The sequence below is a fragment of the Herbaspirillum sp. Her3 genome (assembly GCF_057961275.1).
Window position 1 is genome coordinate 1,587,709 of sequence record NZ_CM176328.1, and the last position, 25,035, is coordinate 1,612,743.

The 25,035-nt window shown below is 56.1% G+C and carries 29 protein-coding genes and 3 pseudogenes; 22 read left to right on the forward strand and 10 right to left on the reverse strand.

What is annotated here, in order from left to right:
• The first annotated feature begins 322 nt into the window (after nucleotides 1-322).
• The 5 genes from ACVC5H_RS07225 to ACVC5H_RS07245 are packed head-to-tail and all read left to right on the forward strand — an operon-like array spanning nucleotide 323 to nucleotide 2,896.
• Complete coding sequence (locus ACVC5H_RS07225) at nucleotides 323-730, forward strand: PAAR domain-containing protein (RefSeq protein WP_489621674.1); 408 nt, start codon at nucleotides 323-325, stop codon at nucleotides 728-730.
• Complete coding sequence (locus tag ACVC5H_RS07230) at nucleotides 730-1,236, forward strand: DUF4123 domain-containing protein (protein WP_489621675.1); 507 nt, start codon at nucleotides 730-732, stop codon at nucleotides 1,234-1,236. The genes ACVC5H_RS07225 and ACVC5H_RS07230 overlap by 1 nt, the downstream gene beginning before the upstream one ends.
• Nucleotides 1,220-1,579, forward strand: a complete 360-nt coding sequence (locus tag ACVC5H_RS07235) for a hypothetical protein (RefSeq protein ID WP_489621676.1) — start codon at nucleotides 1,220-1,222, stop codon at nucleotides 1,577-1,579. The genes ACVC5H_RS07230 and ACVC5H_RS07235 overlap by 17 nt, the downstream gene beginning before the upstream one ends.
• 2 nt (nucleotides 1,580-1,581) lie before the next feature.
• Nucleotides 1,582-2,169, forward strand: a complete 588-nt coding sequence (locus tag ACVC5H_RS07240) for a restriction endonuclease fold toxin 5 domain-containing protein (RefSeq protein WP_489621677.1) — start codon at nucleotides 1,582-1,584, stop codon at nucleotides 2,167-2,169.
• Nucleotides 2,170-2,173: 4 nt separating this feature from the next.
• Nucleotides 2,174-2,896, forward strand: coding sequence for an immunity 52 family protein (locus ACVC5H_RS07245; protein ID WP_489621678.1), 723 nt, complete (start codon nucleotides 2,174-2,176; stop codon nucleotides 2,894-2,896).
• A 562-nt stretch (nucleotides 2,897-3,458) separates the two neighbouring features.
• On the opposite strand, the gene ACVC5H_RS07250 is transcribed toward ACVC5H_RS07245, so the two are convergent.
• Together ACVC5H_RS07250 and ACVC5H_RS07255 are read right to left on the reverse strand one after the other, a co-directional pair.
• Nucleotides 3,459-4,934: a carotenoid oxygenase family protein gene (locus ACVC5H_RS07250; protein WP_489621679.1), complete on the reverse strand. Its 1,476-nt coding sequence runs from the start codon at nucleotides 4,932-4,934 to the stop codon at nucleotides 3,459-3,461.
• A 44-nt stretch (nucleotides 4,935-4,978) separates the two neighbouring features.
• The gene (locus ACVC5H_RS07255; RefSeq protein ID WP_489621680.1) at nucleotides 4,979-6,466 is read right to left on the reverse strand and encodes an aldehyde dehydrogenase; all 1,488 of its coding nucleotides are present in this window, start codon (nucleotides 6,464-6,466) and stop codon (nucleotides 4,979-4,981) included.
• A gap of 138 nt (nucleotides 6,467-6,604) precedes the next feature.
• Between ACVC5H_RS07255 and ACVC5H_RS07260 the strand changes: the two genes are divergently transcribed.
• Together ACVC5H_RS07260 and ACVC5H_RS07265 are read left to right on the forward strand one after the other, a co-directional pair.
• Nucleotides 6,605-7,522: a LysR family transcriptional regulator gene (locus ACVC5H_RS07260; protein ID WP_489621681.1), complete on the forward strand. Its 918-nt coding sequence runs from the start codon at nucleotides 6,605-6,607 to the stop codon at nucleotides 7,520-7,522.
• Nucleotides 7,523-7,788: 266 nt separating this feature from the next.
• Nucleotides 7,789-8,097 (forward strand): annotated as a pseudogene (locus tag ACVC5H_RS07265) (IS30 family transposase); the annotation flags it as partial.
• 2 nt (nucleotides 8,098-8,099) lie between these two features.
• On the opposite strand, the pseudogene ACVC5H_RS07270 reads toward ACVC5H_RS07265, so the two are convergent.
• The 3 genes and pseudogenes from ACVC5H_RS07270 to ACVC5H_RS07280 form a co-directional block, all read right to left on the reverse strand.
• A pseudogene (locus ACVC5H_RS07270) lies at nucleotides 8,100-8,544 on the reverse strand (cyclase family protein); the annotation flags it as partial.
• Nucleotides 8,541-9,695, reverse strand: coding sequence for an MFS transporter (locus ACVC5H_RS07275; protein WP_489621682.1), 1,155 nt, complete (start codon nucleotides 9,693-9,695; stop codon nucleotides 8,541-8,543). The pseudogene ACVC5H_RS07270 and the gene ACVC5H_RS07275, both read right to left, overlap by 4 nt.
• A gap of 137 nt (nucleotides 9,696-9,832) precedes the next feature.
• Nucleotides 9,833-10,693 (reverse strand): SphA family protein, encoded by an 861-nt coding sequence (locus ACVC5H_RS07280; protein WP_489621683.1) that lies wholly within the window; start codon nucleotides 10,691-10,693, stop codon nucleotides 9,833-9,835.
• A gap of 366 nt (nucleotides 10,694-11,059) precedes the next feature.
• Between ACVC5H_RS07280 and ACVC5H_RS07285 the strand changes: the two are divergent.
• From ACVC5H_RS07285 to ACVC5H_RS07295, 3 genes and pseudogenes are all read left to right on the forward strand, one after another.
• Nucleotides 11,060-11,251: pseudogene (locus tag ACVC5H_RS07285) on the forward strand (helix-turn-helix domain-containing protein); the annotation flags it as partial.
• Nucleotides 11,252-11,747: 496 nt separating this feature from the next.
• Nucleotides 11,748-12,470, forward strand: a complete 723-nt coding sequence (locus ACVC5H_RS07290; protein WP_489621684.1) for an EthD domain-containing protein — start codon at nucleotides 11,748-11,750, stop codon at nucleotides 12,468-12,470.
• 212 nt (nucleotides 12,471-12,682) lie between these two features.
• Nucleotides 12,683-13,084, forward strand: a complete 402-nt coding sequence (locus tag ACVC5H_RS07295) for a hypothetical protein (RefSeq protein ID WP_489621685.1) — start codon at nucleotides 12,683-12,685, stop codon at nucleotides 13,082-13,084.
• A gap of 632 nt (nucleotides 13,085-13,716) precedes the next feature.
• Here ACVC5H_RS07295 and ACVC5H_RS07300 read toward each other — a convergent pair.
• The gene (locus ACVC5H_RS07300; protein ID WP_489621686.1) at nucleotides 13,717-14,160 is read right to left on the reverse strand and encodes a helix-turn-helix domain-containing protein; all 444 of its coding nucleotides are present in this window, start codon (nucleotides 14,158-14,160) and stop codon (nucleotides 13,717-13,719) included.
• Between the two features lie 30 nt (nucleotides 14,161-14,190).
• Here ACVC5H_RS07300 and ACVC5H_RS07305 point away from each other — a divergent pair, with 30 nt between their 5' ends.
• From ACVC5H_RS07305 to ACVC5H_RS07355, 11 genes are all read left to right on the forward strand, one after another.
• Nucleotides 14,191-14,445: a hypothetical protein gene (locus ACVC5H_RS07305; RefSeq protein ID WP_489621687.1), complete on the forward strand. Its 255-nt coding sequence runs from the start codon at nucleotides 14,191-14,193 to the stop codon at nucleotides 14,443-14,445.
• Nucleotides 14,446-14,460: 15 nt separating this feature from the next.
• Nucleotides 14,461-14,703, forward strand: coding sequence for a hypothetical protein (locus tag ACVC5H_RS07310; protein ID WP_006461600.1), 243 nt, complete (start codon nucleotides 14,461-14,463; stop codon nucleotides 14,701-14,703).
• Nucleotides 14,696-14,896, forward strand: coding sequence for a hypothetical protein (locus ACVC5H_RS07315; protein WP_044530748.1), 201 nt, complete (start codon nucleotides 14,696-14,698; stop codon nucleotides 14,894-14,896). The genes ACVC5H_RS07310 and ACVC5H_RS07315 overlap by 8 nt, the downstream gene beginning before the upstream one ends.
• Nucleotides 14,897-14,952: 56 nt before the next feature.
• Nucleotides 14,953-15,132, forward strand: coding sequence for an ogr/Delta-like zinc finger family protein (locus ACVC5H_RS07320; protein ID WP_069374556.1), 180 nt, complete (start codon nucleotides 14,953-14,955; stop codon nucleotides 15,130-15,132).
• Nucleotides 15,133-15,235: 103 nt separating this feature from the next.
• A complete protein-coding gene (locus ACVC5H_RS07325) occupies nucleotides 15,236-15,457 on the forward strand; it encodes a hypothetical protein (RefSeq protein WP_310841599.1) in 222 nt (73 codons plus the stop codon).
• Nucleotides 15,458-15,542: 85 nt separating this feature from the next.
• Nucleotides 15,543-15,899: a hypothetical protein gene (locus ACVC5H_RS07330; RefSeq protein WP_489621688.1), complete on the forward strand. Its 357-nt coding sequence runs from the start codon at nucleotides 15,543-15,545 to the stop codon at nucleotides 15,897-15,899.
• Nucleotides 15,889-17,940 (forward strand): replication endonuclease, encoded by a 2,052-nt coding sequence (locus ACVC5H_RS07335; protein ID WP_489621689.1) that lies wholly within the window; start codon nucleotides 15,889-15,891, stop codon nucleotides 17,938-17,940. Before ACVC5H_RS07330 ends, ACVC5H_RS07335 begins: the two co-directional genes overlap by 11 nt.
• Nucleotides 17,937-18,083 carry a hypothetical protein gene (locus ACVC5H_RS07340; RefSeq protein ID WP_008331387.1) on the forward strand — a complete coding sequence of 49 codons (147 nt, stop codon included), beginning with the start codon at nucleotides 17,937-17,939 and terminating at the stop codon, nucleotides 18,081-18,083. Before ACVC5H_RS07335 ends, ACVC5H_RS07340 begins: the two co-directional genes overlap by 4 nt.
• Complete coding sequence (locus tag ACVC5H_RS07345) at nucleotides 18,080-18,478, forward strand: hypothetical protein (protein ID WP_489621690.1); 399 nt, start codon at nucleotides 18,080-18,082, stop codon at nucleotides 18,476-18,478. Before ACVC5H_RS07340 ends, ACVC5H_RS07345 begins: the two co-directional genes overlap by 4 nt.
• On the forward strand, nucleotides 18,475-18,717 hold the full coding sequence (locus tag ACVC5H_RS07350) for a DUF4224 domain-containing protein (protein ID WP_489621691.1): 243 nt from the start codon (nucleotides 18,475-18,477) through the stop codon (nucleotides 18,715-18,717). Before ACVC5H_RS07345 ends, ACVC5H_RS07350 begins: the two co-directional genes overlap by 4 nt.
• A 70-nt stretch (nucleotides 18,718-18,787) precedes the next feature.
• Nucleotides 18,788-19,801, forward strand: a complete 1,014-nt coding sequence (locus ACVC5H_RS07355) for a tyrosine-type recombinase/integrase (RefSeq protein ID WP_489621692.1) — start codon at nucleotides 18,788-18,790, stop codon at nucleotides 19,799-19,801.
• A gap of 237 nt (nucleotides 19,802-20,038) precedes the next feature.
• Here ACVC5H_RS07355 and ACVC5H_RS07360 read toward each other — a convergent pair whose 3' ends face one another.
• Nucleotides 20,039-20,401, reverse strand: a complete 363-nt coding sequence (locus ACVC5H_RS07360; protein WP_489621693.1) for an antibiotic biosynthesis monooxygenase family protein — start codon at nucleotides 20,399-20,401, stop codon at nucleotides 20,039-20,041.
• The gene (locus ACVC5H_RS07365; RefSeq protein WP_489621694.1) at nucleotides 20,401-21,510 is read right to left on the reverse strand and encodes a hypothetical protein; all 1,110 of its coding nucleotides are present in this window, start codon (nucleotides 21,508-21,510) and stop codon (nucleotides 20,401-20,403) included. Before ACVC5H_RS07365 ends, ACVC5H_RS07360 begins: the two co-directional genes overlap by 1 nt.
• A 74-nt stretch (nucleotides 21,511-21,584) precedes the next feature.
• On the opposite strand from ACVC5H_RS07365, the gene ACVC5H_RS07370 reads away from it, so the two are divergent.
• Nucleotides 21,585-22,268, forward strand: coding sequence for an ArsR/SmtB family transcription factor (locus ACVC5H_RS07370; RefSeq protein ID WP_489621695.1), 684 nt, complete (start codon nucleotides 21,585-21,587; stop codon nucleotides 22,266-22,268).
• 654 nt (nucleotides 22,269-22,922) lie between these two features.
• Here the strand turns inward: ACVC5H_RS07370 and ACVC5H_RS07375 are convergent.
• On the reverse strand, nucleotides 22,923-23,126 hold the full coding sequence (locus ACVC5H_RS07375; protein WP_489621696.1) for a hypothetical protein: 204 nt from the start codon (nucleotides 23,124-23,126) through the stop codon (nucleotides 22,923-22,925).
• Nucleotides 23,127-23,190: 64 nt separating this feature from the next.
• Complete coding sequence (locus ACVC5H_RS07380) at nucleotides 23,191-24,735, reverse strand: methyl-accepting chemotaxis protein (protein WP_489622664.1); 1,545 nt, start codon at nucleotides 24,733-24,735, stop codon at nucleotides 23,191-23,193.
• Between the last annotated feature and the right edge of the window lie 300 nt (nucleotides 24,736-25,035).

Here is a 25,035-nt window from a genome sequence, read left to right on the forward strand (position 1 = left end):
GCGTCACGTTCCAAGGCCGTCTCCTGGAATTCCAGGCCAAGCTGGGCGGGCTTGGCGTCTGACGCACTTTTGAGTCAAATCCAACCTATGTAACGGGCAGGCGCGGGGTGGGGGCAACCGCGCGCGCCGGGTGGGAAAAGATAAAATAGTTGTTTTTGATGCAACTTCTCCAGCCTATCTTCCCTTCCGACCAGCCTCCGAAAACGCATTGGAGCCCTCACGGCGCCTTTCCCGTGCGCTGGGAACAAATTCTGTTGCCCCTCGTCAAAGCCAGCACAACAGCGCAGCACTTGTGCGCCATGTCTAACCTGGCGAGGAAATCATGAGTCGTCCATTCATCACCATTGGAGACAAGACCAGCCATGGCGGCACGGTCATCAGCGGCGATCAGACCTTTCTGATCCATGGCAAGGCCGTGGCAGGCATCGGCGATCTAACCTTCTGCCCGCGCTGCAAAGGGACCTTCCCGATTACCACCGGTGCCGAAGACATGATCACTAACGGCAAGGCACCTGCTCGCGAGGGAGACCGCACCGCATGTGGTGCGGTCCTGATGGCCACACAGGCAGTCACTACCCACTCCATGGAGCAGGATGCAGGTACGGCCGCCAACGCTTCCACTGCCCCCAGCACCCTGACCAATACACTGCCCCCAGCCGATTCAGGCATCTGCCTCAGTTGCCTGATGAATGCCGCAAAGTCCGGCGCAACCATGATCGTGCGCGACTGATGCCTGCCGACATTCAACAGCGGCTTGCGCAACTGCGCAGCACCATGCCACAACTCAAGCTATATGCCCTGGTGGATGGCTTTCACTACCAGGCTCATTATGAAAAGACCCTGGAGGAAGATCTGCACGTGCGCGGACTCTTCCTCGGTACGGTCGATGCGCACCTCGCTCCATCAGGACCGTGGCTACTGGATGCCGAAAACGCCCCCGCCGATCTGCACGACGATGTGACACGACTGGAGGCAAGGTCTCCCGCAGTGTCATGGCTCATCAGTTCAATGGATCTGGGTGAAATGGCGACCACGCTGCAGGCCCGCGTGCGGGTGGTGCTGCCAGATGGTCGACAGGCCCTACTGCGTTTATGGGACCCGCGAGCGCTGGCCAATGCCGCGCGGGATTTTGATGAGGCGCAGCGAAGCTATCTGTTTGATGGGATTACCGAATGGCTGTTTTTCATGGATGGCCGTCGTGTGCGCATTGGAAGGCGTCATGCTCAGAATCACTGAAGAACAATTCCAGAAGATACAGGCGCGCGATACCGACAATTTCGTGGCCGCGGTTGCCGATGAATTCCTGGCGGACCGGCCAGATCTTCTGGCGCGCCCAGGCCGCGCCGAGATCATCGGAAGGATGCGCGCCGCTTATGACAATGGACTGAACCTGGGCTTTACACAGACGCCTTCGCTCATCTACATGATGTACATGTCCGCCGATCTGCCCGGAATATTCCAACGGCCGGAGACGCAACAATACCTGAGCAAGCCCGGAGCCACGCCTGAGCAGCGGCTGAGCGATATGAGAGATGTGCTGCGCTACTTTGCTCGCACTTCAGAACAAGAAGAGGAATAAGCATGGGTTTTCTCGCCATCCCGTTCGTGCCGGCCATCTCTGCTGAGGTAGCAGCGTGGCTGGGACTAGCTGGCACTGCCGCCGTAGCCGGTGGCGCCGCTGCGGTCTATACAAATTCCAAGAGGGCTGAAGAAGCGCAAAGCAAGCCGCTTGCTCAAGTTGACGTAGCAAAGCAGAGCGAAAAATGTAAGGAATGTCCACCTAACGGCGGTGCTGTAGTGTCGCGGCGATGGAATATGTCCGATATCTCTCGGAAGTATCAGGCGCGTGTGACCGGCTTTGCGCCCTATACTGAATGGGCATTTTCCGGTGTGGATTTTGACGGATTCCGCTCTTCTGAATGCCTCTTGCAGGAGGCCAAAGCCAGATATGCCCAATTTTTTGACCAGGAACTGGATGAGCCCAAATTCTTCTTTTCATTTACGGGTTACGAAAAACTGATAACCCAAGCTAGAAAACAAGATGCTGTTACCAAAGCATCGGCTCCTGCAAGACTCAATTGGTACTTCATGGAAGAATTCGTTTATAACCATATGAAGAATCGTTTCCGTGAAGTGGGACTGTCGATAACCGTAGTTTTTATGCCCTAATTTCATGAATATTCAATTCTCCTACCGATCTGGCATCAGCACCCTACCGAGTGTCCCAGAACATCTGAAACTGCTCTGGCAAGCAGCAATTTTGCTAGATACTGCTGGAGTTCCGCTCGAAGATTGGTGCCCTCCGGCGGATACTCCCGACAACGCCCGAAAAAATTACGCATTCGATAAAAATGGGCCTTCCCAGGCCGCTATTTCTATTTTTCAGGAAGAAGAGAAATCTGACCCATCGAACGACTTTCGATCAGTAGGCGTTTGGAATGGCAAGGACGATATAGGCGGCGCAGTAATTCTGCACACACTGGTCACTAGCGCATCTCCATCAAACTCGAACTTAAAAATACGAGGAAAAGAAATCCATTCGCTCGAAGAAAAGAATAATGTCATATCCATTATTAATGGTCTTCTAGAAATTTTCCCGGCGTCGTACATAGAGGTTCACCCGGCCCCATATGCAACGAGACATAAGGTCTTTGAAGAGCGTCCGGGCGTCGGTTGGATGCTTTACCTTTCTGAAATTCTCACGCCCGCGCAAGTGCCGGAGGCACCAGAACTAATTCAAGTTTGGGATGGTGAAAAAAAACAAAAAGGAACGATCATCGTTAGCGTTCCGAACGAAACATTCTCTGTAAAAAACAAGGAGCACATCAAGGTTGCAAACGCGATTGAGATTCGCCTTGCAGATCAAGATTTGCTCCCTCGCTTTTCGAACCTGTAACTAACGTGTTCCGGCGCGACGATGCGCCGACTCCATTTTTTGATGCTTTTCGTGAGGACGAGGTTTAATGACCGAGGACGTGTCTCCCAAAGACAGGATGACCGCGTGGCAACCTTCTGAAGGTGCATGAATTCAATCGGAGCTATGCAAAATTAGCTTGTTCCAGGAAACCTGGGCAGGCCAGCCGGCCACCATCACCGAAACGCGTAAATGCCGTTATCCGCCAGTTGGAAGCGAGCAACCATCAGTTGGCCCGACGCGTCGAACAACTCGAGGAGTTGTTTTTTATCGCGTAGCTCAAGCGCTTCCCCCCAGCAGCGGGAAGCTCAAGGACCGCTTGTTCGACGAGGCCAAACAGGCAGCCGTCGCCGAGCCAGTCGAGGACGATCCGGTCGGCGTGTTCGTGGTGCCCGATACCGGACTGCCGGCCAGCGATGCACATGGCTGTTCCAGACGAGCTCGTTGGCCTGCTCTTCAATGTTCAATCGCAGGATTCTACCTTTGCCAAGCCTCATCACTAGGCTCGTACAAAGATACAGTCAGGCCACGCTAGGGCGCATTGTCATTTCCTCCTGGCCAGTTCAGCAGCACTTACCCAGATACCGTGAAACCCTTCATGCACCCGGTAAGGAAACCTGACGATGGCCACGGGCCCATCCGACAGGCGCATGGCATCCAGGATCACCAGGTCAGTGCGGTTCTCGCTGCGGCGTCCCACCATGGACAGCAGCCAACCGTCTCCCTCGGCAGCATCCGGGCTGCGCGGAACGAAATGCGGCTCTTCCGGGGAGGAATCCGGTCCGGCATACCAGAAGTCCAGCTTGTTTCTTGCCTCGTCGAAGTGGCCCAGGCAGGTGAACGGCGGGCCCTTCGGCCCCCAGGGCAGCATCGGACCCAGTGCAGGATTGTTGCTGCCAAACCAGAATTGCCGGGCTCGCTTCATCGCGTAGCGAGGATCAATCGCAGGCATTTCACCGATGTGTTCGATGAAACGATGAATGCGGAAGGACTCGCTGGGACTGTCAAGATCAAAGGACCAGCGCTCACCGAAGGGCGGCTTCTCCTTGGCGTTGGGGTCGTGGATATCCGGGAACTGGCTCAGCCAGCCGGACTCTGTGACGAACTGATCCAGGTGCAGGGTCACGCCTGCCGCAGTCTGTTCCTCCCAGGCATTGAAGGTATGCGTCTGCATGGCCAGTTTCGGACTGGTGTACCAGCGGATGGCACCTACACCCTTGTCACGCGGGATGACTGCGATGTGCGTCTGCTTGGTGTTGTCCCAGTGCCAGTAGGATTCTCCGCGCTTGACGCGCTCCCAGTCGCAGACCATCGGGCAGATCACGAAGGCGATGTAATGGCGGGACACCAGGAAGTCATGCACCATCGAGCTATAGGGTGCGAGGAAGGTCTCCTGGCGGGTGATCTCGCTGGTGGGCGACATGACATAGAGATGGATCTCCTGGCTTGGCTGGCCATCTGCGTTGTAGGCAAAGGCGATGCACTCGCCGGTCTCCGGGTCCAGCTTCGGGTGTGCCGTAAAGGTCTTCCTCAGGACCCCGCCCAGATTGCGCTCGCCCAAGGTATCAAGCGTTACCGGATCGAGTTCGTAAGGCAGTCCGGACTCCTTCAATGCGTAAAGCTTGCCGTGATGCCACAACACGGAAGTATTGGCGGTGTTGTTGTCTTTGCCCTCCACTTCCGGCAGGTCGGTGAAAGGATTGCGATAAGCGCCAAACAGCGCGCGCCTGGCCTTGCGTTCCAACTGGAACTTGGTGGTGCGTACATAGCGGCTTTTCAGATCGGCATGGCCATCCTCGAAGCGAACCATATGGACCATGCCATCGCCATTGAGGAAGATATCCGTACCCAGCAGGGGCGGATAGCACGGATCGGCGCTGTTGCGATAGAACGCGCCGTCAAGCTCGCGCGGTATCTGACCGATGACTTCAAGGTCGTGCACATCGCCCTCGATGCGCGAGGGTGCCGAGTAGCCCTGGTAGACCAGCAGATCAGGGAAGCGAATACTTTGGGTGCTCATGGTTGTCCTGGTGATGATGAATGAATAGAAGCGCTTGCGCGAAATCAGAAGGGATAGTGCCGGTCCTGCGTCTGGAGCGTGATCCAGCGCAGTTCGGTGAAGACGTCGATACCCGCCTGACCACCAAAACGTCCATATCCGGACGCTTTCACCCCACCGAAGGGCATCTGCGGTTCATCGTGGACGGTGGGGCCATTGATATGGCATATCCCGGACTCGATGCGTTGCGCGACGCTCCAGGCACGCGCGATATCCTTCCCGAAGACTGCGGCGGACAGTCCGAAGTCGTTATCGTTGGCGCAATCGATGGCTGCTTCGACGCCTTCAACACGGATGATCGGCTTGACGGGGCCGAAGCTTTCCTCGCTGTAGATACGCATGTCGGGCCTCACGTGGTCCAGCAGTGTCGGCCGCATCACCAGGTCCGCCGACGGACCTCCGCAGACCAGTGTGGCCCCTTTGGAGAGGGCGTCTTCGATGAGCGCGTTGCAACGCTCCACCGTGGCGCGTCCTGCAACCGCACCGAGCATCGGAGGGGGCAGCGTCTGGTGACGCGGATCTCCTACGCTCAAGCTGTTTGCCTTGCGGGCAAGCCGCTCCACGAATTCGTCCGCGACGTGTTGGTCTACCACGAAGCGTTCGGTTGACATGCAGATCTGTCCCGAGTTTGCAAATGCGCCAAATGCAGCCGCATCCACTGCTGCCGACAGATCGGCATCGTCCAGGACGACGAAGGGCGCCTTGCCACCCAGCTCCAGTACCGCCGGTTTCAGATGCCGGGCGCATTGCATGGCGATCTCGCGGCCCACATGGGTTGACCCGGTAAAGTTCACTCTGCGCACGGCAGGATGTGCGATCAAGGCACTCACCACTGCGGCCGCATCCGCCGGCGCATGCGTGACGTAATTTAGCACGCCCGGCGGCAGACCTGCTTCCTGGAGTGCCGCGACGATCAACTCCTGCGTGGCAGGGCAGGTTTCGGATCCCTTAAGGACCACCGTATTTCCGCAGGCAAGCGGCGCGGCCAGGGCTCTTACGCCCAGAATGATCGGAGCATTCCACGGCGCGATTCCCAGAACCACTCCTGCGGGCGCCCGGACAGCCATTGAAATGCTGCCAGGGACATCGGAAGGAATCACTTGGCCGTTGATCTGGGTGGTCAGCGCAGCCGCCTCCAACAGCATGTTTGCGCCCAGGTGGACATTGAATTGTGCCCATGATGCCGAGGCGCCGGTCTCGCGTGCCATCGCCGAGGCAATCTCATGCGCACGCTTGTCCAGCGCAACGGCTGCGCGGCTGAGCAGAGCACGGCGCTCCTGCGGACCCATGCGGGACCAGCCGGGAAACGCCCGGGCGGCACAGTCCGCTGCGGCGATGGCGTCAGCCGTGCTGGCGGCTGCGGCGGTGGTCGCCAGGCTGCCGTCAATCGGATTGCAGCGTTCAAAGGTGGCGCCATTTGCGGCGGGTCGGCGCGTGCCGTCGATCCAGAGTGCGCTGGTATCAGGGGGGATGGGCGTCACGGAGATTGCCATCGGAGTGTCTCCATTTTTGTGATTGAATAGTCGATATAATAAAAATGACACTCCACTGTCAGAAACAGTTTCGGTTGATGACCTCCATCAATCCCCGTAATACCAGCCAATACCAGCAAACAAACCGGGTTCCGCCGCATGCGCTTCGACAAATTCGATCTCAATCTTCTTGTTGCGTTGGATGTCCTGCTCAATGAATGCAATGTCACGCGTGCCAGCCAGCGGCTGCACATCAGCCAGTCAGGGGCCAGTGCGGCATTGAGCCGTTTGCGCGAGCATTTCGGTGACGAGCTGTTGATACCGGTGGGCCGTAGCATGGTACTGACGCCCCTGGCGCAGAGTCTGGTCAAGCCTGTCCATGAGGCCTTGTTGCATGTGCGCTCCGTGCTGACCCAGCAAGCGGAGTTCGATCCGGCTACCGCCGAGCGCCGCTTTGTCGTGTGCGCGTCGGACTATGGAACGACGGTCTTGTTGGGCGCTGTCATACGGCGGCTTGCGAGCCTGGCCCCGTACATTGCCATCGATATTCGCCAGCCACCGAAGGATGTGCTGCAGTCATTCGAGCGGGGAAGCGTCGATCTGCTGGTCCTGCCGCTCCAATACGTGGAAGGACTGCCGCATCCGTCATCGCCATTGTTTGAAGATGATCATGTGTGTGTTGTATGGTCCGGTCACACGTCCATCAAGGACAGCCTGTCCTTGCAGCAGTATATGGATCAGGGGCATGCGGTCGTTCGCTTTGGCGATGAGCGCAGCGTTTCATTCGAGGAATGGTTTTTGCCGCGCTATGGTCAACAGCGACGCATAGAGTGTAGCGTAGACAATTTCAGTACATTGCCGTTACTGATCGTGGGGACTCAACGTGTGGCAACCCTGCACAAGAGAATGGCGAAATATTTCGCCCGCGATCTTCCCTTGCGCCTGGTGGAACTGCCGTTCGACATGCCTCCTTTGGTCGAAGCCATGTCGTGGCCAAAACATCTGGACACTGATCCTGCGCATCGATGGCTGCGTGAGCAGTTTCATCTTTGCGCTATCGACCTTGCCGATCATTGATGTATTTATTTGGCGGGCGGATGAGTAGTGTTACGGCTTCGCTGAATTAGTATTCGATTGCCCTGATGGTGCGAGACGTAGAGCACAGCGCATTTCAATGCGGCGAGATTTCTACTATTTGCTGCCCTTACGGGCTGCTTTGAGGGCACTTTCGTTCTCCAATGCCCTTTATCGGCGCACCTGCTCCATCAGCCGATGACGGGCCAGGTAAATATCGGACAAGGCAAAGCGGTGAAAGCACGACTTCCATTCTTCGTTAAGCCACGATACGCGACATTGCTCTTCTTATCGGGCGCAGCGCATCAACGGTTTGCCGAGAACTGATGCGTAACGCTGCATCTCGCGGCGGCCAACTTGGGTATCGAGCTTCGGTTGCGCAGTGTAAGGCGAAACTGGTTGCCAGGAGGAATAAGCCTTCGAAACTGGCGACTAATAAACTCTTGCACGACTACGTTCAAGATCATCTTGAACGTACCATTCGAGATGCCGATGGTCGTTCTGTTTCTGGGCCGCAGCAGGCGTCGTTCATTGGAAGAAACAGGCCGCATCGTAGTGATCGTAAATGGGTCAATGGTTGACCATAGCGCGAACCGGAACGGGTGTTGACCACCACGATATCGAGGGGCTGCAGGACGTGGCCGATGCGTTTGAGTTCGGCTTCCACATCCACCGCCGTGGCGACGTAGCCATGGGGAAGTGCCGGAAGTCCAGCTTCACGCCGGCCTGGACGCACCATTCCAGAGGCACTTCATCGATGGTGATGGAGGGACGCCCACCTCCGTTCTTGGCGTCCTGGATGGAGTGGAAATGCCAGGGCGCATCCATGTGCGTGCCATTGTGTATGGTCACCATTCGGCGGCTGCGGCCTCGCCGTCGGGATAATCCTCGGGCTGGGTGTCGGCATGTTTCTGGTAAGTGATCTTGGGCGCCAGCGGCGACGGATCGGAGAGCACGTCATTTTCAAGATAGATGGACAAGTCGACGAAACGATGACGATGACGTGCCTGCAAGGGTGCGGTCATGCCAAGGCCTCCTGGGATTGAACAACAGCGCCACGCGGCAGCCGGGAAAAACAGAACGATGCCGTCAGCCCCAGCGCGATCGCCACCGAGCCCAGCGACACATAGCCCCAGCCCTGCACCAGCGTGCCGCCGAGGATGGGGCCGATGGCTGCACCAGTCATCAGCATGGCAGGGGTGGCGGCCAGCGCGCGGCCGCTACGGTCCAGCCGGGCCATCAAACCGAATCCGAATGTGTGGGTGAAGACCATCACGGCGGCAAACACCGAGGCTGCCACGGCATAGGGCGCAAAGCGCGTCGACGACATCATCACGGCCGCCACCATGGCCTGTGCCAGTGGGCCGACCATCAGCACACTACGGGCCAACAGGCGTTTCTCCAGCAGAGCAGCCAGCGGTGCCGGCAGCAGATTGACGAAGCCCAGTGCGATGAGCACACCCGTCAACGCTTCGTGACCGAAACCGCGATCCATGCCGACGCGTTCCAGGAAACTGAAGATCATCGATTGCACCAGCCCCATGCAGGCAATGCCGCCGATGCCGAACCACACCACGCGCGGCATGGGCTCACGCGGACCGCTGCGGGGCAGGATGCCGTCGGTCTCGGGAAGAGGAAATGCTAGCGCGCAAGCCAGTGCGCCTAAGGCCATGACGGCGCCGAAAATATAGAACAAGGCCTGCCCACCCTGGGCGGCAATGATGACCGGGGAGCCGCCCAGAAAGACGATGGCGAACACGCCCAGTGCAATACCCACCAGAGCGAAGCCACGATGCGGATTGACGCCACGGGCGATGGTGCCGTGCGTGACGCTCAGCGAAAGTCCCGTGGTCATGCCGCAGCCGGCATGCAGCAACGCCAGCAGCAGCAGGCCATGGGTCTGCGCGGCCAGCACGAATAGGATCGCCGAGATACTGAAGCCCAGCGTGGCTCGCAGGCGTGAGGTGCGCGGATCGAAGCGCGGTGCCACCATGGCGCTGGCCAGCACCGCGCCGCCCAGGAACAGCGACACCAGCAATCCGGCCTGCTGGGGATTGAAGCGGTAGTGGGCCACCAGTACACCGACCCATACAGGTAGCGCCACCATGTCGATCATGCCGGCGCAGTGCGCCAGCATCAGCGCAGCCAGGGCGCGCTTGGAATAGGTCGTGATCATCTTGTCTCCTTGTGGCGCGCAGATTGAAAACCGTGATCGACGGAAAGATTCCAGACATAGTTCGTCGGGAAGTAACGGAACATGGTGTAACTCCTTTGGTGATGAGTAATGCTCGGGGATACCGCGTTGCTGCTGCTTCAGTGCGGCTCGCCCCCGCCCAGCCACAGCGGCATCGAGAAGTTGATCCAGATGGCATCGCTCTTGGCCGTATTGGCGGCATACAGGCCGCGCTGGTAGTTCATGTTGATGTTGTAGGTGCCGCCGTTGTAGGCGATGTGCGGTCCGATGGCGAAGGTACGCGCACGGTTGCCGGTGATGGTGTTGCCGTTCTGGCTGTCGTCGGTGAACTGGTTCATGTAGGAACCGGTCGCACCCACCTTCCACTTGCCCATGTTCCAGCCACCGATGAAGTCGGCCACGAAGGCCGTGCCGGAGCGGTAATTGGTGTCGCTGTTCTTTTCGTTGATGAGCAGGCGGGTGCCGACACCCAGATCCAGACCCTCCGGATTGTTGTAGCGCGCGGCCAGCACCGGCTGCCATGAGGTGTAGCCCACCGCCACGCTGGCGCGGGCCGGATTGTAGGATCCCGTCTTCAGGGCGATGTCGAGTCCGCCGGTGATGACGGCGTTTGGCCCGACGTCCCAGCGCACCATGATAGGACCGAAGGTGACGTTGGAGAGGCCATTGTGGTTTTCGCCGTGGCCGGCCACCTCGGTATGCAAGGACACCATGGGCAGCACCAGCTGTGAATACAATTTGGCGCCAAGCACTTCCACGCCATAGGAAGCCAGCAAGCGCGTCGTCGCCGAATAGGCATCCGACTTGAAAGGAACGGGCAGCTTGTTGCCCTTGTTGTCGTACAGACCGCTGGAGGAGTTGTAGTTGAATTGCTCCACCGCGAACAGCCCCGGGATCGGCGGCAACGCAGCGATGTACTCGCTGGAAGATCCGGTGGGGAACGGCGAAATACCACCTTCAAAGGCTAGCGCTGATTGCATGCCGGCAACACCCAGAACGGTCATGACGGCACAACCCGCCAGCCGACGGGCTGGTACATATCCTCTCTTCACTTCTGTCTCCTTGTCTCCTACCCTGCCTGGCTTGTTGTCTTGCCATCTCGGCGTCTTGTCGGGGCCAGGCCAAACAGCGGCGCGTAAAGCGCCACCGGCTTGCCGTGCCAGCCTTTTCTTGTGCTTGTCTGCGAGGCCGTGCAGCGGATGAGCGAAGATTAAGGTTGCGTTTGATATTGATCAAATGGATTATCTTGATTCATGATATGAGCAGCATAAATACCTCAACCGCGCCCAGCGATCCTGGATTCTGACAAGAAGGTCGGCCCTCCCCCCGACCACGGAGACTTATCCGTGCGCTTCAACAAGCTCGACCTCAATCTGCTGGTCGCCCTCAATGCACTACTGACCGACTTCAACATCAGCCGCTCCGCCGAGAAGACTCACCTGAGCCAGTCCGACATGGGCAATGCGCTGGCTCGCATGCGCGACTATTTCGATGACGCACTGCTGATCCAGACTGGACACCGCAGGGAAGCGTACCCTGCTGAGCGTGGTGAAGTAAGCATCAAGCTTCATCTCCTGTACCCTCGCGATGCCGGATGAAGTCTTGCGGGTGCAAGTCCCGCCGTAAGTTGATCGCGACGAACGAAGTGAAGCGCAACTGCATGAGGGTGACCGAGTGTGGGGAGGAAGTATGGAGCGAAGCTGCGAGCCGAAGAACAAGAACCGGATAGAAGGCACGGCAGAGCAGGGCGAGCGGGCATAAATCCGCGAAGCTCTTGTGATAAAGGCGAAGCGGTGTAAATCCGGCGGTTGTGCAGCGAAAGAGTGCGTTCTTACCCGAGGAGAGCTCGCCTCATGCCTGAAACGGCGACGGTGCTGCCACGGCCAGAGCCATCACGCGGGTGGATAGCTCACATCAGCGCAATCCATTTGTTCTGCAGCAAAGAAGACCTTACAGTGGTGCCGAGTCAGCACCAGGGGTGCCATCCTCCCCTATGAAACAGCGTCACCAGACGAGAAAAGAGAAGAGACACTCATGATCAAGTTGATGATCATCGGCCGACGCCGAGCCGGCATCACCCGCCGCGCCATGCAGCTCCACATGCTCAACATCCATGCCCCGCTGGTACTGGAGTTCATTGCCACGCATCCCGCCGAGGCGCCGAAGCGCTATGCACAGAACCATTTTATCGACTCCACCCATGCTCCGGGCACTCCAGCGGAGTCTCCCTGGGCACTGGACCGCGACTTCGTGACGCAGGTCTGGGCCACCTCTCCCGCCGAGGCGATGGCCGGCCTGGCCCAGCCCTTCTACCAGAAAAAGCTTCGCCCGGATGAAGAAAACTTCGTGGACCAGTCCACCGTCTGCAAATTCATGGTGCAGGAGGAGCTGGTGTTTTGTGACCAGCGGCGCACTGCGCGCCACAAGCTGTTCTTCGTCCTGCCTGCGGCTCCGGAACCCGCGGCGGAGGACGGGCCGCGTGCCGAGCAGTTCGCTGAAGTGGTTGCCCGCGTGGTGGCGGACCATCGGGCACCGTATATCTCGCGCCATGTCCGCAACTGGGTGATGAATCCGCCGGGCAGCCCCGCCAGCGTCAATCTGATCGAGGAATTCTGGCTCGATGACGCGGAGAGCGCCGAGCGTCTGCTGGCGCTGCTCAAGGAAGGCCTGGACAGCGACACCACCGCACCGGGCTTGCGCCAGGTCTTGCAGCATGGCATGGCCAGCATTGCGCTGGAACACGTGCTCCATCAGTGATGAAGTAGTCCCGTCACACGCGGGCGCCCTGATGGGCGCCCGTGTTCGTTGTTCTTCATTGAATACTGTGGATATAGTGTCTTGCTGTGACTTCTTTCACATCCCCTTTCTGGTGTGGGTGCTTGTCAGGGGCAGGTGGTGCAGTGACAATGCTGCTGTCAGAAACCCTCTAAGAGGTTGTTCATGATCTCTGTAGAGTCGTAGAATCCGGGATGATAAAAAATACCGGAGCGACATCAGTAGAGAAGCGTTTGATCGGATCTCGTACCAGCGGCGGTAGTAATGGCAGTTCACAGGATGGCGGGGTAAATACAGCAGCGGCTGGAAAGTTGACTGCAGGAGATAGTGCAGCAGCAAGCGCGATTGAAAATGGACAGTCGGCACCAGTCGGGCGTAGCGGAAGCCCGATGGACGTTACTCCTGGTACAAATGCTCCGATGGTCGTTGATGGCATGAGTTATTCAGGTCATGCACTGGATCAAATGCAAGGTAAAGGAGCCGTTCCATCCGCAGTGAAAAGGGCCATCTTCGGTTTGAGTATTTCACTAACCAAAATAAAACGCCCGCCAGCTTCTTATCGGTGGGCGTTTCTTCGACTACAGGCAACCTGTTAGTTTGGCCTTGCCAAAGCTAAATTTGCACCGGCATCTTGTAGAGTAGCCATCCGCATAAGAGCGCGAGCGCGAAAGCCAAAGCTCGAAGCGCCAATAGCTCCCTTTGAACTCGGGAGAAAGATGCATCCTTTTCAAGACAAGCGGGACATCCATGTTGATGTTGAGCTCTTTCAATGTGTACTGCTTCCACCACCTCTGGGACCGCAACAGGGCACGCTTTGGCAGCGCTAGTTGAAATCCATTCCTCTAGTGTTTCTTTCACGGTTGAATAATGCTCAATCGGGAGCTCGCGGAAATACCGAATTCCAAAGTCTTTCATAAAGATCTTATAAATTTCGACTTCCTTTTCACCGGAAATTGCCGACCATTCTTTCACTAATACGTTGATTCTTTTCCGCTGGAATTCAGTGATCCTTTGGGGATTCTCTGTTTCTTTTACTTCATTCGAATTCCGAGTCTCAGTGCTCGTGGGTCCGATGACACTGTGCACATTTCCATTGATGAGCTGAGAAACATTCCCCCGAATATTTATTTTTCTTACCATTCCTACCCTACTTCCAAAAAACAATCTTTAATGCAGCCTTCCGCCTACATTGCAAAGGTACTGCTCTAATTCACGAGAAATTAGAAATCTATTTCTTCTTAGACGGAGCTTTGACCATCCGAGGCCCCACGACCTTCTTAAAGGTCTCCCCGTGGATTTGTTGTCCAACGCCACCGTGAATGGTTATGTTTGATCGATTTTTTGAAGCGGACGGAGGTGTATCGGCATCGCTCGCTCCCTCGACTACACCAAGAACACGGGCCTTCGCACGAAGATCCAACTTCCGATAGCCAGCCAACAACTCGTTTTCATCGTCTGACATGGTGCTCACCGATGGCTCACCAGTCATCAAATACACTAGATCCACTCCCGCCAATGCGATAGAGAAAAGATAGTCGGTATCTGGTGCGCGGCTCCCGTTTTCATAATTAAATTGCGCGCCCTTTTTAACCCCACCAAGCGCGGCAAATTCCTCTTGGTTGAGCCCTAGGCGTTTTCGCTCTTCTTTTAGACGGTCAGAAAAGTCACTCATTTGAATTAAAAATGTTTGCGAATCACTCGTTTGAGTGATAAAGTGCCGTCATTGCTAAGTGACGTGTACAACCAATTATCCCATATGCCTACTCTCTCGAAGTACGTATCCCGCCCCCATACCGATACTTCGGTGGCCGTTACCTTCCGCCTTGAAGCTGATGAAGAACAACGACTGGCTGAACTAGCCCGCCAGGATTTGCGCACGCGCTCTTCTTTTGTGCGCCTGCTGATCTTGCGCGGCATGGCCGCCTACGACAACGACGTCAAAGCCGAACGGGCTTGATCCTCGGAGGCTGCTATGTACGACGATCCCCGCAAAATCCGTCATCGCCGCATCGTAGTGCGCGTCAACGACGATAACTACGACATCATGAAAGCCCTGGCCCAGTACCAAGGCGAAAACCTGGCCACCCTGGCCCATGATCTGCTGATGCATCAGGCCATCGCCCTGGCGCAATCCTATTCGATGCCGATCTTATCCGAGCAGAACGTGCAAGCCAAGGCGCTCACGAGCCACTTTTCAGTGCCTCGCAATGCCTGATATCGAATTACCGTTCACCCATCCTGCGTTAGTCGAAGCCCTGGAAGTGATCATGATGCGAGAAGGCTTCGACACGATTGAACAGGCCGCTGAGTTTGCTTTAGCGCAATCTGTTCGAGAAGGTATCAAACGTGTTACAGGCAAGGGGCGTGCACTCTATGCCATCAAGGGAAAGAAAACAACATGCGTGTAATCAGTCTGCCGTGCCCTCATTGCCAAAGCCCTGTACGTGCAGCCAAAAGCCGCACCATGTCTACGCTGATGAAGGAAATCACCTATCGATGCCAGAACGTCGATTGCGGCCATACCTTCGTTGCCACGCTGGAGATTTCCCGTACCGTGTCGATGTCCGCGATGCCGAATCCCGAGGTGAGCCTTCCCATCTCGCCCCGTGCGTACCTTGCCCCCCAAGGAACAGGTACTGCCTGACTTGCCTGTGACCGCGTAGTCGGTCGATAAACCCCAAATTGACTAAGACCTGTCGTGCGCCGTTTGGCGCACGCGGGATTCGCTCACCCTAAAGAAACCTCACATGGCTCTCGATCAGCAACAGACAACGCTTGCGCTCGCCTCGCTGCGGCTTCGCATGGGCGACGACCTCAAAGAGTTTCAATGCGCCCAGCGCATGCTGCTGCGCAAAGCGGTGCTGCAAGATGAACTGCAGTGGAATGTGATCTGGCAGGGTAAATCTGCCATTGCACATCGCCTTGGCCAGCGTCTGCAGCGTCTCGGCGGCCTGATGGGGGCATGGTAATGCGTACTGTGATCGCTCATGGCATCGCTGTTCTGTTGCTGCTTGCGCCGGCTCTTCTGGCTGCCCTCGGGCTGGTGAAAGGGTAATGATGCGCGGTGCACGAATCAAGGACCATGCGTCATTCCGTCCGGCGGCGGATCTGCTGCGCGAGCGAGCGGCATGGGTGCCCACGCCTCCCGGGAATGAAGCCGCCAAGGCTGAGCTAGAGAAATCCATTTCGCTGCTGCGCAACCGACGGCGGCCCAATCTCCAAACCGGGATTGCCTATTCCTGGGCAGCGATGCCCAAGCCAGTGCGTCGACACATCCTCGCCCTGGCGGGACTCTCGGCGGATCGCTGGGAATGCCCTATTCACTCCTTCACTGAAGCGGAACGCCTGGCCATGCGCCGTGCAGTGCTGCGCGCCATTACGACGTATGAAAGAGCCCTCAATGCAGTCTAGAACAGTCGATGCGAAGACACGCCGTCGGCATCGGGCCTTCGTCGAATCGCAGCAGTTTGCCGGAGAGCTGGCACGTATTCCGCTGAAGTGGCGCGGACGTGTGGTGAGCCAGGCGCTGGAACTGATGTCGGTATGGCACTGGAACAAGATTTTTGAGCCGGTTGCGGTTCAATTCGTCCGGGAATTCGCTGAGCAGTACGTGCCGGCCGGTGTGGACCTGTCGCAGGATGATGCTGATATCTGCGCCACGGCCGAGAAAGCCGCCGAGAACGTCAAGAAAGTCTTGTGGAAAGCGATTTCTGATACCCACGCACGGGACCTCATCGAGCAGGAGTGTAGTGACTACAGCATTGATATGCCTGACGTGGATGATGACGACCTGCGCGCCATCATTGCGCGTGTGGTGGATCCGCGCTGGTGGCGCAGGCAATTGCGCAAGGTGGTCGGCCGCGCCTTCGAAGGCGGCAATATCCGCCTGGGCTACGTCCATTACCACGGCGAGCCCTATGCCAGTAATGACGCCGTACTCTCTCGGCTGGCGCAGAACAGAAGAAATGCCGCCGCACTAGAAGCGACCATTGTGCGCAATGAGGCTGGCCAGGAATTCAGCATTGCTGAGCTGGCCGAGAAGACCACTGCCAATAAGACCATTCGTCGCAGCGAACTCATGCTGCGCATCAACGGTTTCGAGACCATCGCGAAGGAGTGCAACGATCAGGGCCTGTTCCTCACCTGGTCGTGCCCATCGCGCTTCCATGCGACGCTGCATACGGGCAAGCCGAATCCGAAATATGACGGCTCGGACCCGCGCGCGGCCAACAAGTACCTGGGCAAGATGACTGCGCTCGCGCGCTCGGCGCTGGCCCGTCGCGGTATCGGTTTGTACGGCTTCCGGATTGCTGAACCGCATCACGATGGTTGCCCGCACTGGCACATGCTGGTGTTCGTGCGCGCGCTGCCGGACTACACCACGCCGCACATCAAGGACGTGGCCAGCCGCGCTATCCGCATCATGAAGAGATACGCCTGGCGCGTGGATCGCGGCGAACCGGGGGCATTCAAGCGCCGCCTGGATGTGAAACGCATTGATTGGGCGAAAGGCAGTGCTGCCGGTTATATCGCCAAGTATGTGGAGAAGAACATCGATGGCGTCGCCGACCACAAGACCAAAGAGGGTTATCTCATCACCACTGACATGGCGGGGGATCGTGAGCTAACGCCCTCGGCCCGCGTCGAAGCCTGGGCGGCCCGCTGGGGCATTCGCCAGTTCCAGCAATGGGGTGGCGCACCGGTGAGCGTCTGGCGCGAGCTGCGCCGCGTGCCGGCAGACATGGTCAAACAGGCCCCGCCGGCCATGGCTGCTGCATGGGATGCCGTGCAAAAGGTCGAGGGCGAGAAGCGCGCGTGCTGGGCGAGCTACCTGCGTGCGCAAGGTGGCGCGCTGGTGAAGCGCGATGACCTCATGGTCACCCTGGCCAAAGAAACGAAGACTGTCACCGGCCGCTATGAAGAGTGCGAGCGCGTCATGCCCTATGGCGTCCAGTGCCGCCAGATGGTCGGGGTGGTTTTCAAATCCGTTCGGCATACATGGACGCCAGTTCAAGGGCATGACGCCCGCGCATCGGCGGGCTCGGGGTTTCCTTGGACTCGTGTAAATAACTGTACGCAGCCCGCTGGGACTGACTTTGCGGCCGATGTGTCCTTCGAGCTGAAGGCGAAGCCAGCATCTGTCATGTTCCAGCCCGACCAGGCCGCGCAGATCGATCATGCCTGGCTCGCCCTGGGCGCGTGCCCCTGGCCCCGGCCGGTGGTGGATGACATGCCGACATGGCCAGCGCCAGCCATGACGGCCGATGAACAGCGCCGGGCCCTGGCCGCCTGGGATGCCATCAAGGCATGCCCCTGGCCACGCATAGTGCCTGTGCCGGACAAGTCCCCGCGCCACGGCACGCCGCGCCAGGTCGCCGACTGGCGCGCCGGCCGGCTCGATGTCAGCGAACTTCCGATTGATCCCAACCCAACGAAAGGGACCGCCCTATGACCGCGTTTCGTGTCGTCGTGCGCACTGCCAGCGCACGCCATTCCTACACCGCCATCGCAGCCCATAGCTGCGACGTGATCGCCGCCGCCGTCGATCGCTTTGGCGTGTGTTCTGTTACGGCCATTCAGGAGAACCAGAAGTGAACGCAACCATAACCACCAATCCCGCCGTGTCTTACCGCGCCGAAGGCTACGCCGCCAAGTATTTCGCCAAGCAGCCGAAACAGCGTGATTTCGTCATGCTGCCACCGCAGGCCCTGGACCGCATTACGTTCAACACACCTGATGACGGCGTGCTGGCAGGCTATGTGTCGGTCATTCGTCAGCACCTGGGCAATGGCCAGAAATTCGCATGGGTGGAACTGGACAACGAGTTGGCGGGGCAATTCCGGGGAGTGCCGATGGCGGACATCCTCACTTGCGATGATGCAGGGGATCTACGCCGCAATACCGCGAATCATGAAACCAAACGTCTTTGCTTGGGCGACTACAGCGGCAATCTAGGTGTTGAAATGGGTAAGAGGGAACCACAGTCATGAGTACTTTGTTTCTTGATGATGAGAGCTTGGATCGTCTCACTGGCATTCGGCGCGGTTCTACCCGTGCCGGCGTCAAGCAGACCAAGTATGAGATGCAGGCGGCATTCCTGCGCGAAATCGGGATTCCCTTTATCTCGAATGCGCGCGGCCGGCCGGTGGTCCTGCTGTCGGCGGTAGAATCGCGCCGCACAGCAGAGACCCCGAAAAAGGGATGGAAACCAGCAGTGATTGGGGCATAACATGGGGCGCAGGCCGTCGAAAAATTCGAATCTTCCACGCGGCGTGCGTGCGCGTGAGCAGCGCAGTGGGGTGATTTATTACTACTACGATGCCGGCGGCAAGCCGCGTCGTGAGATTCCGCTCGGCTCTAACTATGTCGAGGCCGTGCGAAAGTGGGCCGAATTGGAGGCGATGCCGCCTTCCACCGTGTCCAAGGTGGTGACCTTCCGCTATGCCTGCGAGGTGTATCAGCAGAAATACATGCTGGATAACAGCCCCAAGACTAGGCGCGAGAAGCTGCGGCAGTTCCCGTTCCTCTTCGAGTTTTTCGACAATCCACCGGCGCCGCTCGAAGAAATCAAGCCGATCCACGTCCGCCAGTACATGGCCTGGCGCAGCAAGAAGCGGCAGGATTCTCTGCGCGAAAAGGGGCTTGAGGTGAAGGGGGACGAAGGGCGCGTGGCGGCCAATCGTGATAAGGCGCTGATTTCGCACGTCTGGAATGCGGCGCGGGCCGAGGGGCTGACTGATCTGCCTAATCCCTGCGCCGGCATCAAGTCATTCCGCGAGGAGGGACGGGACGTTTATGTCTACGACGACATTTATTCCGAGGTATGGGAGAAGAGCGGCCAGGTGCTGCGCGACGCCATGGATCTGGCATACCTGCTCGGCGGCCGAGTAGCCGACGTGCTCAAGGTGGACGAGAAGCACATCCGTGAGGGTGCCATCGAGGTGACGCAGAACAAGACCAACAGCAAGGTGCGCATCGAGATTACGGGGGAGCTGCAGGTTCTCGTCGACAAAATCCTGGCCAGGAAGAGAAGTATTGTCGGAAAAGTAACTACAACCCGTCTGCTGGTGAACGAAGAGGGCCAGCCGCTCACCTATGAAACCTTGCGGAGCAGGTTCGACAAGGCGCGGGAAGATGCCGGCATTCCGTTTGCCGAGTTCCAGTTCCGAGACCTACGTGCCAAGGCCGGAACAGACAAGACCGATTCCGAAGGGGTGAGGGCGGCGCAAGGGCAACTGGGACACAAGAGCGTGACGACGACGGAAATCTACGTTCGAAAGCGGCGCGGCCAGAAGGTTACTCCGACGAAGTGAACAAGCCGCACTCTGGCGATTTTTTACCCCCGTTTTTCGGTGCTTGCTAATACTAGACATTTCTGGGCTCGGGAACCTAAGCGAAAAAATTGCGGAGTAAAAAAGCGGCCTGCATTGCTGCAGTCCGCATCTGTTCTGGCGCTGGGCAGTGATTATGAAATGCGATGTAAGCTATGAACTCCATGAGCAAATAGGAAAAATCTGCAAACGCCCCCGGTATAAATGCATATGAGCTAGTCAAGGTTTTGTACTAAGACTTTCCATATCAGCTTGGCTATCGATTGGGGCTTGTGCTCTTTCATTTAGACCGTAATCACGGATGACCTTTGCGACGCGTAGCCGATAATCTTCAAACACATGGCGCCGGCCAGCCATTTGGGCCTCCCTATGACTCTCAAGATTTCGCCAATGTTTCACGGCTTCTTCGTCCCGCCAGAACGACAACGACAATAATCTGTCGGGGTGACTCAGACTTTGAAAACGCTCGATTGAGATAAAACCATCGATTTTCTCAAGCAGGGGTTTTAGTTCAGTTGCGACAGCAAGATATTTTTCTTGAGCACCAGCCGCAGGAACAGCTTCAAATATTACAGCGATCATTAGATTTCCTTAGAAAAAAATTCCGGTACCCGAGCATTGAGCGATCGGCGCCAACGATGTTGCTCAATAACCTTTTTTTCAACACCAGATTTCAGTAAATATTCGATGCCAGCTATCGTAATGGACTTTGCCCAGAGTGATCCGGGGCAGGCATGTCGACCATGTCCGAAAGCAAAGTTCTTCTCAGTTGCTTTATCTTTGGTGGGAAGAACTGCCAGTAGAGTGTCGCCGGAATGTATGGGGCAACCGGAAATATTTGCCTCAGCCGCTGCAAATCGGCGTGTGTTTTGAATTGGAGGGGAAGCATTAAGCACTGCGTCAACCAATTTCTCGGCACTCATTTCCGTTTCACGCATACATGCCAAAATAAGAGCTTGCCCAATCAGTCCAGCGCATCCTTCGCAGGCTTGGAACCAAAGGCCGAGAACATTCGAAACTAATACTGTTTCTGTATCTGGTAATCCAGCATGGTTGAATTCGGTGGTAAGTCGTTTTAACAGCGGACCAGGTTCTACTAATTGATCGCAGACCCTCTTTTTAAGCCGACCTGCAGCCTGAATTCCTGCTCTGATCTCCGACTCGCTTCCCCCAGGGGCTATACATCGAACAAAAGCCAGAACCTCATCAACGACTGCCGAGTGCTTCTCTTGAGGAATGCCGATCCAATGCGCTAAAACGATGCTCGGTAAGGCGTAATTAAAGCGAGTGATCTCCGCTCCGGTCGGAGGACTTGATAATGCCATGGTGCGTGCAGAATTGATGGCACTCTGATAGATGTCAGTTCCGCTAACACTGTTGAGTACAGCTTCAAGAGCTGCTTTAAGTGGCTGATGTTTGGGGCCGTCAGTCATCCGTACCAGAGAGACAAATATGTCGGCAGCTTCGCTGTTAAGGAGTGAAGTTGGTACAGGCTCGTTCAACGGACGTACCAGCATTTTTGGATGAGATAGCGCTTCCGCAACTGAGTCGCCGGAAGCTGCGATCCAGCAACCTAATGTCGAATCGAAGAAAAGTCCTCGGTCAGCTAATGTAGCGTAGTAGCTTAGCGGATTGTCGTGAGTCGTTGCGGATACTGGATCGCTGGGCGAGAATTCGTCATGAGAGGACATTTATTTCTTTCATTCAGGATAATGCGGTCACAATATCCTCCTGCCGGTGTTAATGCTTCGTTTCTCATCGAAATATGAATAATGATTTTCTCGAAAGACGGTTGGCATCAGTGGCCGCCGCTGTTGCGGATAAAGCACGCGCGACCATGCTATGCGCTTTAATGGATGGGCGCGCTTACACAGCCACTGAGCTTAGTGTCGTGGCCGACATTGCTCCTTCCACGGCAAGTAGTCATTTAGCGCGGCTACTTGAGCAACATTTGATCGATTGCATACCTCAAGGACGGCACCGTTACTTCCGCCTTTCCGGGGCTGAGGTGGCTGGGGCATTGGAGGCGCTGATGGGGTTGGTCGAAAACGACAAGGCCAAGATACGTAGTAGAACCCCCGAAAATCTACGCTTTGCGCGAACCTGCTATGACCATATGGCAGGGGAGCTCGCAGTAGTACTCCATAACAGATTTATTGAGCTCAGTTGGTTGCATCCTGAAAGTTATGCAGTAAGCGAGGAAGGTAGACTGCATTTTAAGCAGATTGGTGTACATTGCGAGCCATCAGCATCACGTCGCCGCTTTGCCTGTGCTTGTTTAGATTGGAGTGAGCGTCAATCGCATCTTGGCGGTCAGATCGGAGCAAGCCTTTTCGAAATCTTTGAACGTCAAAATTGGGTGGTTCGCCAATTAGATAGTCGTGAGTTGCGGTTGACTACCGTTGGTCGTAATGCACTAGACCATCATTACGGACTTACTTTCGAGTAGGCGTTTTTTACTGTTGTGAAGGTTTGCTCCGCCTTGATGAGGTTGCTTTTAGGCAACCTATCGTGATATTTGAGTTTTCAACGGTATTTAGTGCTAGAAAATGCGAGTCGGTTTGAAAGCATTGCGCATCAGCGAAGAAATTGCGGAGCAAAACCAGAATTGCGGAGCAAAAAAAAGCGGCCTGCATCGCTGCAAGCCGCTTCTGTTCTGGTGCTGATGGGCGGAATCGAACCGTCGACCTACTGATTACGAATTAGCTATGCTGCTGACCAAAAGAAAATAAAAATCAGCAGGTTAGGGCAGGGCAGCAGGGTTATTCAAAGTACCTTGGGGCGATAATAAGTGCTTGATTTTATTAGGAGGCTTTTTTTCAGTAACCCAGCAATGCCCCGGCTGTTCTGGCGATCGCAACGTGCCGTTCATCAGGTCCGCTATTGGACAAAAATGACATTCAAAATGAAGGTCTGACTTTTTCCCGCGTTATTAATCTTTTTCTCGAGAATTCATATGACGAGCACTTTCTTTAGCTTTCTCATCAATGATTTTTCTCATAAAGAAGAATAAGACCAATAGAATTAGGCACCCTCCCATTCCCATCAGCGCGAATAGCCATAGGAGAAAATACATGACATGAACGTCCATATGCTCATAGTCTTAGGCCTTCGATTTTGTCTTAATTTCCTCAATGATCTCATAGGCTTCCGGTTGGAATTTTTTCGCTTCCTCATCTTCCATCTCGGATGCTGCTTGCTCTAGATTTTCTGATAGCTGGTGAAGATCAGCACGGAGTTTCTTCATCGCTTTAATTAGAGCCTCCGCTTGTTCTGCGGACAGGTGTTCTGCAGTTTTCTTATCCATTTTCTCCGCCTCTTCTTGGATGAAGGAGGGACATAATGTCCCCCCGCAATATCCCAGCGATTTATCAGACCGTGAACGTCGAAACGATCTTGGAAAGTTCAGCTGATTCTCCTTGTAGGGATTTGGCTGCTGCGGCCGCTTGTTCTACCAATGCCGCATTCTGCTGTGTGACGTTATCCATCTGGGTAATGGCAAGGTTCACCTGAGTGATACCTTCGCTTTGCTCTCGGCTTGCCGCCGAGATTTCGGATACCACGGCGCTGACTCGTTTGACACTCTCTACTACATCGCCAATTGTTTGACCTGCTTGAGCGACCAATTGACTGCCTGTCTCTACCTTTTCAACAGAGTCACTAATCAGAACTTTAATTTCCTTTGCTGCTGCAGCGCTACGCTGAGCTAAACTGCGAACCTCCGTGGCGACTACTGCGAACCCGCGCCCTTGCTCGCCAGCTCGCGCAGCTTCTACGGCGGCATTAAGTGCCAAGATGTTGGTTTGAAAGGCGATACCGTCGATGACGCTAATAATGTCTACAATCTTCTTAGACGAATCATTAATTTGACTCATCGTTTCAATCACCTGGTTCACCACCGTCCCGCCCTCGCCCGCAACGCCTGATGCCGATACTGCCAACTCGCTGGCTTGACGGGCATTCTCCGCATTTTGCTTCACTGTCGACGTCAGCTCTTCCATCGCCGATGCGGTTTCTTCCAGGGAGCCGGCCTGCTCTTCGGTGCGGCTCGAAAGGTCCAGATTTCCTGCAGCGATCTCTGTTGCCGCCGTTTCAATGTTGTTAGTGCCAGCGCGTACTCGAGTAACGATAGAGGCTAGACCTTCTCGCATTGTCCGGATAGCGAACAACAAGCTCGTGCTATCTCCTTGCTTGGTCTCCACTTGAATGGAAAGATCTCCGTTAGCAATTTTGGATGCGATCTCTGCCGCATAGCTTGGTTCACCGCCGAGCTGTGTGAGGAGCCCTCGGGTGATGAGCAAGGCGATAACGGTGCTCGCAACGAGTGCTATAGCAGCCAAGGACATGATCACCATGCGGGACGTTTCTGCCGTTTTGCTCGCGTCCATTCTTGCCATGTCAGCCTCCTGTTTCACCGAGGCCAGGAGTACGTCGATATCTGCGACAATTTGCCGCCGCAACGGACTGCATTCGTGAACTAAAAAGTCCCCATATTCCTGCATTTTCCCAGCTTCACGATATGCCCGCGGCCGTCGAAGTTCATCTGCCATTTTGAGAAGCCCCGCGCTGACGGTCCCAAACTCCTTAGTACTTCCTAGGGCAGGTTGCAGCTTTTTAAGAGCGGACAAGTAGATGTTTTTTTGCTCATCGACGATATTGAGTTCTTTTTGGGCGTCGCTGTCGGATTTGAAGATGTATGCATTACGAGCCGCAAGGCCTGTCTGTCCGAGCGCTTCTCGCATCACATAGATCGGCCCCAATTTGTCCACTTGGAGATCGTTGCCGTGATCCATTGCGCGTGTGACTGAGTTCAAACTCATCCAAGCAATGGCCGAAAGGGTCACCATTAGCACCAGCAGTGCGCCAAAACCGGCCCCCAGTTTTGCTCCAATCTTCATGTTCGCGAAGGTCTTCATGGCGCATCCTTTCAAATTTGACAAATAAATGATTAAATCGAGTAAATCAATATAAACGGTGAAATCATGATATTTGCGTTTCATTTTGAATGCAATGCGGAAATACGGACGAGCTGCCTATTTTTGCGGCAAAAGTACGGCGATTTTCCTGATTGACTAATTTCCTCAGCAGATGTAGCTGACGGGCGCGTCAAAATGCGTCAGATTCAATGGCGACCGGATGGGCCGCGACGCCAGGCTGGGCGGGCTTCGGCGGATGACGCAAATTTGAGTCAACACCGACATATGTAACGGGCAGGC